Source organism: Paenibacillus sp. 32O-W, assembly GCF_007679495.1.
Lineage (GTDB): Bacteria > Bacillota > Bacilli > Paenibacillales > NBRC-103111 > Paenibacillus_L > Paenibacillus_L residui.
In genome coordinates, this window is the sequence record NZ_VEGP01000049.1 from 31617 (window position 1) to 42468 (window position 10852).

Annotated in this window: 10 protein-coding genes and 1 other annotated feature; of the genes, 9 read left to right on the forward strand and 1 reads right to left on the reverse strand. The window is 50.4% G+C overall.

Annotation, left to right across the window (positions count from 1 at the left end):
* Positions 1 to 42: 42 nt before the first annotated feature.
* From yqeH to leuS, 9 genes are all read left to right on the forward strand, one after another.
* Positions 43 to 1155 carry a ribosome biogenesis GTPase YqeH gene (gene yqeH, locus FS806_RS17795; protein WP_144939321.1) on the forward strand — a complete coding sequence of 371 codons (1113 nt, stop codon included), beginning with the start codon at positions 43 to 45 and terminating at the stop codon, positions 1153 to 1155.
* A gap of 24 nt (positions 1156 to 1179) precedes the next feature.
* Positions 1180 to 2052 (forward strand): shikimate dehydrogenase, encoded by an 873-nt coding sequence (locus FS806_RS17800; protein WP_144939323.1) that lies wholly within the window; start codon positions 1180 to 1182, stop codon positions 2050 to 2052.
* Positions 2053 to 2118: 66 nt separating this feature from the next.
* The gene (yhbY, locus tag FS806_RS17805) at positions 2119 to 2409 is read left to right on the forward strand and encodes a ribosome assembly RNA-binding protein YhbY (protein ID WP_144939325.1); all 291 of its coding nucleotides are present in this window, start codon (positions 2119 to 2121) and stop codon (positions 2407 to 2409) included.
* Positions 2410 to 2592: 183 nt separating this feature from the next.
* Positions 2593 to 3180, forward strand: a complete 588-nt coding sequence (locus FS806_RS17810; protein ID WP_144939327.1) for a nicotinate-nucleotide adenylyltransferase — start codon at positions 2593 to 2595, stop codon at positions 3178 to 3180.
* Positions 3170 to 3745 (forward strand): bis(5'-nucleosyl)-tetraphosphatase (symmetrical) YqeK, encoded by a 576-nt coding sequence (gene yqeK / locus FS806_RS17815; RefSeq protein ID WP_144939329.1) that lies wholly within the window; start codon positions 3170 to 3172, stop codon positions 3743 to 3745. The genes FS806_RS17810 and yqeK overlap by 11 nt, the downstream gene beginning before the upstream one ends.
* Before the next feature lie 254 nt (positions 3746 to 3999).
* A complete protein-coding gene (gene rsfS / locus FS806_RS17820; protein ID WP_144939331.1) occupies positions 4000 to 4338 on the forward strand; it encodes a ribosome silencing factor in 339 nt (112 codons plus the stop codon).
* Positions 4335 to 5222 carry a CvfB family protein gene (locus tag FS806_RS17825; RefSeq protein ID WP_144939333.1) on the forward strand — a complete coding sequence of 296 codons (888 nt, stop codon included), beginning with the start codon at positions 4335 to 4337 and terminating at the stop codon, positions 5220 to 5222. Before rsfS ends, FS806_RS17825 begins: the two co-directional genes overlap by 4 nt.
* Positions 5223 to 5412: 190 nt before the next feature.
* Positions 5413 to 6138, forward strand: coding sequence for a class I SAM-dependent DNA methyltransferase (locus FS806_RS17830; RefSeq protein WP_144939343.1), 726 nt, complete (start codon positions 5413 to 5415; stop codon positions 6136 to 6138).
* A 69-nt stretch (positions 6139 to 6207) separates the two neighbouring features.
* Positions 6208 to 6473: a binding site (T-box leader), on the forward strand.
* A 438-nt stretch (positions 6474 to 6911) separates the two neighbouring features.
* Complete coding sequence (gene leuS, locus FS806_RS17835; protein WP_144939335.1) at positions 6912 to 9362, forward strand: leucine--tRNA ligase; 2451 nt, start codon at positions 6912 to 6914, stop codon at positions 9360 to 9362.
* Between the two features lie 460 nt (positions 9363 to 9822).
* On the opposite strand, the gene comER is transcribed toward leuS, so the two are convergent.
* Positions 9823 to 10659: a late competence protein ComER gene (gene comER / locus FS806_RS17840; protein WP_144939345.1), complete on the reverse strand. Its 837-nt coding sequence runs from the start codon at positions 10657 to 10659 to the stop codon at positions 9823 to 9825.
* Positions 10660 to 10852 lie beyond the last annotated feature (193 nt).

A 10852-nucleotide genomic window follows, 5' to 3' on the forward strand; every position in this document is an offset into this window, starting at 1 on the left:
AAGAACTTTGACTATACACGACACTACATTCAGGAGGAACCTATGGAAGAAGATTTGCTGCAATGCGAAGGCTGCGGGATAGAGCTTCAGACAGATGACCCGTCCAGGTTGGGATATGTCCCCGAGCAGGCCTTATTGAAGGTGCCGGTTATTTGCCAGCGCTGCTATCGCATTAAGCACTATAATGAAATATCATCCGTCACTCCGAATCAGGATGATTTCCTGAAGATGCTTTCCCATGTTGGAGAGACGAACAGCCTTGTGATCCACATCGTTGATTTGTTTGATTTTGAGGGAAGCCTGATCAGCGGGCTCCAGCGTTTTGTCGGAAATAATCCCATACTGCTTGTGGTCAATAAAATGGACTTGCTTCCGAAGGTGACGAATTGGAACCGGATTTTGAACTGGATTCGCAAGCAGGCGAAGGAGAGCGGATTGAAGGTCGTCGACGTCGTTCTTTGCAGCGCCAAGAAAAATATCGGATTCGACCGGCTGCTGGAGAAGCTGGGAGAGTACCGTAAAGGGCGCGATGTTTATGTAGTGGGGGCGACGAATGCGGGGAAATCGACGCTCATTAACCGTCTCATCCGGGATTACAGCGATCTGGAATCGGAGTTGACCACCTCGCAGTATCCGGGGACGACTCTTGATCTGGTCCGCATCCCTCTGGATGACGGGAAGTCGATCATCGATACCCCGGGAATCGTCTACAGTTATAGGCTTACGGAAGTGGTGCCCAAGCCGGTTCTGCCGGTCCTGCTGCCGGATAAGACCATTAAACCGGCCGTTTACCAATTGAACGAGAAGCAGACATTGTTTATCGGCGGCTTTGCCCGCTTCGATTTTGCCAAAGGTCCGCGCCAGTCCTTTACCTGCTTCTTTTCGAACTCGCTGCCGGTTCATCGGACGAAGCTGGAGCGGGCGGATGAGCTGTATAATAATCATAGAGGAGAGCTTCTGAAGCCTCCGACCAAGGAACAACTGGAGCAGATCCCGCCTCTGGCCAAGCACCCGGTTTCCATCCGCAAGGGCCAGCAATCCGACGTTCTGATTTCCGGTTTGGGATGGATCAAGATCAACAGCCCGGAAGGTGCGGAACTGGTCATTCACGCTCCCAAGGGCGTTAAAATTGCGGTACGAGACAGTTTAATATAGAACATAATGGGAGGAGAAATCTTCATGTCAGCCGTTGTCGGGACAGGAGGAATCGATACGGCCACCGTCATGTACGGGGTATTCGGCGATCCGGTAGCCCATTCCAAATCGCCGCTCATGCTGAACCGGGCCTTCGAAGTGGCTGGAATCAACGCGGCTTATGCCGCTTTTCACATCCGGCCCGGAATTTTGCAGGATGCGGTCCGAGGAATACGGGCACTAGGCTTCGTCGGGGTGAATGTCACTATTCCCCATAAATTGGAAGTGATCGATTATTTGGATGAAATTGACGAGCATGCGCGGGCCATCGGAGCGGTTAATACGATTGTCAACGCCGAGGGGAAGTTAAAGGGCTATAATACGGATGGAATCGGTTATGTTCGGTCATTGAAAGAGGAAGCGGGATTCGATATACAGGGGAAAACCGTCATCCTGCTGGGGGCAGGCGGCGCGGCCCGGGGAATTGGTTACGCCCTGGCCAAGGAAGGGGCGTCACGGATTATCGTTGCCAACCGGACCGTCTCCAAGGCGGAGGAATTGGCGTCCTATCTGGACGAATTTACCCGGTCGGAAGGCATCGGCCTGGACGCGGTAAAATCGCGGATTCATGAGGCTGAGCTTCTTGTCCATACTACAAAGGTCGGGATGCATCCGAAAGTGGAGGATATTCCGATCGAACCGGAGCTCATTCACCCGGGGCTTCTCGTCAGCGATATTGTGTACAATCCTTTGGAGACCCGGCTGTTAAGGGAAGCCAAAGCGAGAGGCGCATCGGTTCATGGCGGGCTTGGAATGTTCATTTATCAAGGAGCCTACGCTTTTGAATATTGGACCGGACAACCTGCCCCGGTAGAAGCTATGCGCGCGGTTGTCCAACGGTCGCTCTCTCCGGAATGATCTTGAGGCTAAACGAAATTGAGTCTGATTTCTATGGCTAAACTATAAGAATTGAGGAAAACGTATATGTTGACAGGTAAACAAAAGAGATATTTACGCTCTCTGGCACACCATCTGAATCCTATTTTCCAAGTAGGCAAAGGCGGTGTCAACGATCACTTGATCACTCACATTCAGGAGGCGCTGGAAGCCAGGGAATTGATCAAAGTGACGATTCTGAACAACTGTTTGGAGGACCGGGAGGAGGTCGCCCGCGAGCTGGCGGAACAATCGGGTGCGGAGCTCGTTCAGAAGATCGGAAAAATCGTGGTCCTGTATAAAGAATCGAAGGAAAACAAGTCCATCGAGCTGGAGTGAACTCGTTCAGCTTAGCTGAACATCGAGTAATCAGATGGAGACTCTACTCCACCTGATTTAGAGCCCACCTATAGAGGTGGGGGTCTTAACCCGATAATACAAACATCGGGATAAATAAATTCGGAACATGAAGAGCTTTTCAGATGTAATGATTTACTTTTTTTCATGGGATGGGGTGGAGATGTGTTAATCGGAATCATGGGGGGAACTTTCGATCCCATTCATACCGGCCATTTGGTCGCCGCGGAGACGGCGCTTGAGGAAGCGGGGCTGGACGAGGTCTGGTTCATGCCTGCCAACATCCCTCCCCATAAGCCTAATACTCCATTGGCTTCACCGGATCAGCGATTGGAAATGGTCCGTCTTGCGATCGATTCTCATCCTTCTTATAGAGCCGTGGATGTGGAATTAACCAGAGGCGGAACGTCCTATACGTACGATACGGTTACGAGGCTGCAGCAGCTTTATCCCGATCATCGTTTCCATTATATTATCGGCGCGGATATGGTAATGTATCTGCCCAAGTGGCATCAAATTGAGAAGCTCTCCGAAATGGTCACGTTCCTTGGGGTCGGGCGCCCGGGCTTCGATATCGACCTTGAAGCGCTGCCGTCCCATTTGCGCAGCCGAATCAAGCTGATGACTATGCCGGCTATGGAGATTTCCTCCACCGACATACGCGAGCGCATACGGAACGGACGCTCTATTCGCTATAGAGTTCCAGATTCAGTCCGACTATATATCGAAAGGAGTGGTATTTATGGATCGTGAACGACTGATCGACCTTGTACGGGAGCAGATGCCGGAGCAAAGATGGCTGCATACTCAGGGGGTTATGGAGACCTCGGTCGAGCTGGCCGGCCGATTCGGCGCGGATCCGGTCAAAGCGGATTTGGCTGCGCTTCTCCATGATTATTGTAAATATTGGCCGATTGAGCAGCAGAAGAAGGTCATTGAGCAGGCCGGGCTTGCTGACGATCTTCTCCAATATGACAAACCTCTGTGGCATGCACCGGCGGGGGCCTGGGTGGCTGAACAGGAGCTTGGCATTAACGATAAGGAAATCCTGGATGCGATCCGTTACCATACGTCCGGCCGTCCCGGTATGACCCTGTTGGACAAAATCGTTTGTTTGGCCGATTACATTGAGCCGGGAAGGGATTTTCCGGGAGTAGAACAAATAAGGTCATTGGCTGAATTGAGCCTGGAGAGAGCACTGATTGCGGGCTTCGATTCAACAATTTCCTTCTTGCTGCAGAAGGGACAGAAGGTTTATCCTATGACCATCATGGCCCGAAACTCGCTGATTGACGAGCTGGTTCAGCGGTCAGGTTAAAACAGGCCCTTTTTTACCACATTAGAAAGTTTAAGTTCATTAAAGCATTAAAATGGAACAAACTTTCTAATTGGCATAAAAAGCTACCTTTAAAACCGGGTTATTCGTCTTCGAAGAGGCTTCGTTAGAAGCTTTTTTTATAAATATTACGCATACTAATTTCTGGGGTACGGCGGCGGATTTTCAGAAGTCCCGGCTTAGCGAAGGATTCGATCCGCCACCGTATTTCCGGGCGTTGGGAGGTCATAAATCGAATGAATGAACAAATGCTGTCAATGGTTATCCAGGCGGCCGAGGATAAAAAAGCGTACGATCCGGTCGTTTTGGATTTGCGCGGAATATCGTTGATCGCCGATTATTTTGTAATTTGCCATGGAAATTCGGAAACCCAGGTCCAGGCGATTGTCACCTCCATCCGCAAAAAAGCGGATGAACAAAAATGGACGGTACGCGGAGTAGAAGGGTTGGATAACGCCCGGTGGGTGCTTATCGATCTGGGGGATATCGTCGTTCATGTATTCCATAGGGAAGACAGGGAGTATTACAACATTGAGCGGATCTGGTCCGATGCGAAAGTTGTGGAGACCGTATGAATCTGCAGGCGGGAACGGTCGTTAAGCTGCAAGTAGCCAGGGAAGTTTCCCCTTACGGCTTCTTTCTGACAGACGGCAGCCGGGATATCCTTCTGCACTACACGGAGAAGGAAGGAAACATCGAACCGGGGCAGATGGTAGAAGTGTTCCTGTATTACGATACCGAGGATCGTCTGGCGGCTACAATGAAGAAGCCGCTCCTCCGGCTTGGAGAGGTCGCCCTGCTCGAAGTGGCCGATGCGCATCCGAGATTCGGGCTGTTTCTGGATATGGGGATCGGCAGACAGCTTCTGCTTCCCTATCGCGAGCTTCCGGAGCTGAAGGAGCTGCGCCCGCAGGTGGGTGATCGGGTGTTTGTAACTATGGCCCACGACCGGCAAGGCCGTCTTATGGCCAAACTGGCCGGGGAGAAGGAGCTGTCGCCGCTGGCTGTCCGGGCACCGGAATCGTGGAAGAATGAATGGATGACGGCAAGGGTTTATAAGCCTTTGCAAATGGGAACCTTCGTCATAGTAGAGGGCGGGGTGCTCGGATTCGGGGTTATCGGGCTTATTCATTCCAAGGAAAGAACCCGTCTGCTCAGAGTGGGCGAATCCGTGGAGGTACGGGTTATTCATGTCCGGGAGGATGGCCGGGTTAATCTGTCCATGCGCCTGCCGAAAGAGCAAAGCCGTACGGAAGACGCTGACGTTATTCTTGCCTATTTGCAAGAGAGGCCTAACGGGGCGATGCCTTATTCGGATCAGACCCCCGCGGATATTATCAGCTCGAAATTCAGCATGAGCAAGGCCGCTTTCAAGAGAGCGCTGGGCAAGCTGATGAAGGACGGGCTTATCGTGCAGCAGGAAAACTGGACCTATTTGCAGGATAAGGCCCCTAAATAGCTCGCCGGTTCAGAAGTTCCGAGTCCAGGGAATACGCAATGTTAAGACTCGGGGTTTATGGAGGATTTTGGGCGAGCGGAATACTCCCTAGAGCATTGAACGATAAAATGGAGTAGTGTAGGGTCCGGCTTTGGAAAGAGAGGGGAAGGCCTTGGCTTACGAACAATTCGCCTATTATTATGATCGGCTGATGGAGGACATGCCTTACGCGGATTGGCTTCGCTTTGCGAAGCAGTGCTGGGAACGCTACGGCACTCCGGTTACGGTCGTCGATCTCGGATGCGGTACCGGCAATCTGGCGATTCCGTTGGCCCGGCAAGGGTTTCATGTGACCGGGATCGACTTGTCGGAGGACATGCTGGCTATTGCAAGAAGCAAGAGCGAAACACTCTACGGAACGGAAGGCTCTCTTCGCTGGGTTCAACAGGACATGCGGGAATGGGAGCTGCCGGAGGCGGTGGATGCCGTTATTTCTTTCTGCGACTGTTTCAATTATTTGCTTGAACCTGAAAGCCTTGAGGAAGCCTTCCGGCAAACCTGCCAAGGGCTGAATCCGGGAGGTTTGTTCCTGTTTGACGTGCATACCCCTTATCAGCTGCAAAATTATGCGGAGCATCAGCCTTTTGTGCTGGATGAAGAGGATATAGCCTATATCTGGACCTGTCATCTGGACGAAGAGCTTTGTGAGCTGGAGCATGAGCTCTCCATCTTCGTCCGTGAAGAAACGGCAGGCGGTCCGGCCGGACGCCGTTACGTGCGGGTGGACGAAACGCATGTCCAAAGGGCTTATCCGCTGGAGCAGATAACGCAATTGCTTGGCAAATCCGGCTTTTCCACGGTAGAATGCTTTGCTGATTTTACATGGGATAAAGTTACCCCGGAGACGGAGAGAGCCTTTTTTGTTGCCCGTAAATAAGTAGGTGGGGCCTGTCCGCACTCCCGCTCCCTTGACAGAACACATAGTTTTCATTATAATTTCTTCATAATATTGGCTATGAAGAGGAGTAGTAGCATTGCAGAGCGTTTAGCAGAGAGCCGGAGAACAGGTGGAAGCCGGCAGCGCGAACAGCGAACTCGCCTCGGAGCTTGAAGGGTGAAGGTGCAGCGGTTATTGGCAGATGAATGCCAAGTTATTAACCGGGCAAGCTAGCCCGACCGTCTAATCCCGCGTTAAGGGCTTCGAGTGAACGGAGTGCTGTGACGCTCTGTTAATTAGGGTGGTACCACGGGATCAAACCTCTCGTCCCTAGCGTAATGCTGGCGATGGAGGTTTTTTTAGTTTCGGGGATCCCCGCGAAAATTGTAAAAATATAAGAAATTATAAGTTTCACCTTATACCTGTTCTTACCACATTAGAAAGTTTAAGTTCATTAAAGCATTAAAAATGGAACAACTTTCTAATTGGCGATAAAAACATCCTTTAAACGCGGTCGCTCATCCATGAAATACTCCGATAGGAGTTTTTCTCATATTTCATCGGTAAACGCGCCTGTCCAAAGGACGGCGATAGCCGTTTATCCTTGGGGTTAAATAATGCGACCTTTGACCGTTCCGGTCATTTAACCAAGAGTCAGGTGAACAAAGCAGCGAAGAAATCAATCATTCACCGTACTTTTTTTAAAAAATGCTTGCTGAAAGGGTCGGGCTAAAAGCTTGCCGGGCCGGCGAAAAGTTGAAGGAGGATGAATCATGGTTCACGAAACTAAGGGGCACGGGTACAACCCGCTCGCCATTGAACCTAAGTGGCAGAAGTATTGGGACAGCAAGAAAGTGTTTAAAGTATTGGATGATTCGGATAAACCGAAATTTTATGCCTTGGATATGTTCCCTTATCCGTCCGGTGCGGGACTTCATGTCGGACATCCGGAAGGATATACGGCAACGGATATTATCTCCCGCTATAAGAGAATGCGCGGCTACAACGTCCTCCATCCGATGGGCTGGGACGCCTTCGGTCTTCCGGCTGAACAGCATGCGTTGGATACCGGCCAGCATCCGCGCGACATAACGTTCAAAAATATTGACAATTTCCGCCGACAGATCAAATCTCTCGGATTCTCATATGACTGGGATCGCGAAATCAGCACGACGGATCCGGATTATTATAAATGGACGCAGTGGATTTTTGTTCAATTATATAAACGAGGACTCGCCTATATGGCCGAGGTTCCCGTTAACTGGTGTCCGGCATTGGGCACGGTTCTGGCCAATGAAGAGGTGATCGACGGAAAGAGTGAGCGCGGCGGTCATCCGGTCATTCGCAAGCCGATGCGTCAATGGATTCTGAAAATTACCGAGTACGCCGACCGGCTGCTCGAAGATTTGGAAGAGCTCGATTGGGCCGAAAGCATCAAAGATATGCAGCGGAACTGGATAGGAAAATCCAAAGGAGCGGAAGTCCGCTTTGCCGTTGATGGCCACTCCGGAGAGGAGATTGTCGTATTCACGACCCGCCCGGACACCTTGTTCGGCTCCACCTACTGTGTACTGGCACCCGAGCATCCGTTGGTAGAACGGATTACGACGAAGGAACAGATACAGGCCGTTAAGGAATACAAGGAGAAAGCCGAACGCAAAAGCGATCTGGAACGAACGGACCTGGCCAAAGAAAAGACGGGAGTATTTACCGGAGCTTATGCGGTCAATCCGGTCAACGGGGCGAAACTGCCGGTATGGATTGCCGATTATGTGCTTGCCGGTTATGGAACAGGCGCGATTATGGCGGTGCCCGGCCATGACCAACGGGACTACGAATTTGCCAAACAGTATAATCTTCCGATCATCGAAGTGGTGAAGGGCGGCAATTTGGAGGAGGAAGCCTATACCGGAGACGGAGAGCATGTCAATTCCGGGCTGCTGGATGGACTCCGTAATGAAGAAGCCATCGCCGCCATGATTCAATGGCTGGAGGAGAACGGCAAGGGCGCCGGCAAGGTTACCTATCGTCTTCGCGATTGGTTGTTCAGCAGACAACGTTATTGGGGCGAGCCTATTCCCATTCTGCACCTCGAGGACGGCACTATGAAGGCCGTTCCGGAAGAGCAGCTGCCGTTGGTCCTGCCGGATGTCGATCATATCACACCTTCCGGGACCGGGGAGTCGCCTCTTGCTGCAGTGGAAGAATGGGTGAATACAGTAGATCCCGAGACCGGAATGAAAGCGCGCCGCGAGACGAATACCATGCCCCAATGGGCGGGAAGCTGCTGGTACTACTTGCGCTTCATTGATCCGCATAATGATAAGGAGCTTTGTTCCTTTGACAAGCAGAAGGAATGGCTGCCCGTCGATTTATATATCGGAGGGGCGGAGCATGCGGTGCTCCATCTTCTCTATGCAAGGTTCTGGCATAAAGTGCTCTATGATTTGGGCGTCGTCTCCACCAAGGAACCGTTCCAGAAGCTGGTCAATCAAGGGATGATTCTTGGAGGAAATAACGAGAAGATGAGCAAGTCCAGGGGCAATGTTATCAATCCGGATGACATTGTGAGCAAATACGGCGCGGATACGCTGCGTATGTACGAGATGTTCATGGGACCTCTGGAAGCTACCAAGCCGTGGAGCGAAAACGGGGTGGAAGGAACATATCGCTTCCTGAACCGCGTGTGGAGATTGTTCATCCAAGAAGACGGTTCTCTGAATGCGAAAATAACCAAAGAGGATTCCAAGATAGACGATTCATTCCGAAGAACCTGGCACAAGACGATCAAGAAGGTAACGGAAGATTACGAGGCGCTGCGTTTTAATACGGCCATCAGCCAGTTGATGATATTTGTTAACGAGGCTTATAAAGCGGACAGCTTGCCATGGGAAGCCATGGAAAACTTTGTCCAGATGCTCTCTCCAATCGCCCCTCATATTGCGGAAGAATTATGGGAGAAGCTCGGTCATACGGATACTTCGATCACTTATGTCCCATGGCCCGTTTACGATGAGAAATGGACCGTAGAGAATGAAGTGGAGATCGTCGTACAGATCAACGGCAAAATCGTCGACAGGCTTTCCGTTCCGAACAATCTGGATCAACAGGGGATGCAGGAAGCCGCCCTTGGATCGGATAAAGTGAAGGAGGCCATGGCCGGCAAATCGGTGAGAAAAGTCATTGCCGTTCCAGGTAAGCTTGTCAACATCGTTATCGGTTAACAGGGACCACTAAGGACCGTGCCAACTGTGAAGTCATGCCGATGGAGAAAGATATTCGGCTTGACTGAACCTTGGCATGGTCTTTTTTTACCAATTCATCTTCGAAATGGCTCCATCAGGAGCTTTTTTTACCACAATAGAATTTATAAGTTATTGCGTCCTGAATAAATTCAAATCCTATTTTGCGATAATAACATTCTCTAAACGCGGTCGCTCATCCAGATTGAAATACTCCGATAGGTTTTTCTCAAAATATAAGAAAGTATAAGTTTTCATCTATACTTGTTCTTACCACATTAGAAAGTTTAAGTTCATTAAAGCATTAAAATGGAACAAACTTTCTAATTGGCATAAAAAGCTTCCTCTAATACCGGGTTATTCATCTTCGAGGTGGCTCCGTTAGGTGCTTTTTTTATATTTCATCGGTAAACGCGCCCGTCCTAAGGACGGCGATAGCCGTTTATCCTTGTTCGGCAGGCCGGGATAACAATGAAGCTACTTTAGCTACATCTTCATCATATTTTGCGTGGGTGATGCGAAAAAGCTGATTGAACGTATCCTTCATCTCCTTTTCCATCAAACGGAGCCCTTCGGCAGTAATGCCCCCCGGAACACTGACCCGTTGCCGCAGCGTCTCGGGAGTAAACCCGCCTTCGGTCAACAGCTTGCCTGTACCGACGAGCATTTGGGCAGTGAGTGTCGAAGCCTGCTGCTCGTTAATTCCGGTTTCTTCTACGGACGCGCGAATGAAATGCTCGAGAAAATAGGCCAGGAAAGCCGGCCCACAGCTGGAAATATCGGAAGAGACGCGGGCGAGCTTCTCTTCAATTTCAATAGGCTGCCCGATATTTGCAAGCAGGGTGAGCAAATCGTCACGGCCCGCTGCAGAGACTCTCTTCCCGAACATGCACAGTAACGCTCCGCCCAAGGTGAAATTGGTAATACTTGGTATTACCTTGGCGATTTGACAGTTCAGAAGCTGCTCCAATTGTCCGAGCATTACCGGGCTTGTTATGGAAACTACGATTTGCGACGGATCGGTAAAGTCACGAATTTCATCTATAACCTTCTTGTATTCCATTGGTTTAATGCAGAGAAAGACGATTTCGCTTTCGAGTACAACCTCTTTATTGGAACGCGCGATGCGCAGACCTGGATAACGTTGGGCGAGCTGTTCAGCTTTGGCTGAAGTACGGTTGAAAGCGGTAATTTCCTGAGGCAGCAGCGCTTCCGAGCGAAGGAATGCTTCTATCAGCAAACTTCCCATACTGCCGGTCCCGATGAATCCCGTATTCATCATGAACCCCTCCTTGACCAGTGATATACGTGCGGCAATGCTTTTATAAGTATATGCGGGTGAGGAAGGTTGCATTCCTATAATCTGGTAATCGATTTAAGAGAAGGAACGGGGATTGATAGGATCTCGGAATAAACCGGGCGATTGAGGCTCAATTTGGGGTGCTTGAGTTAAAATTATCGATGTAAACGTG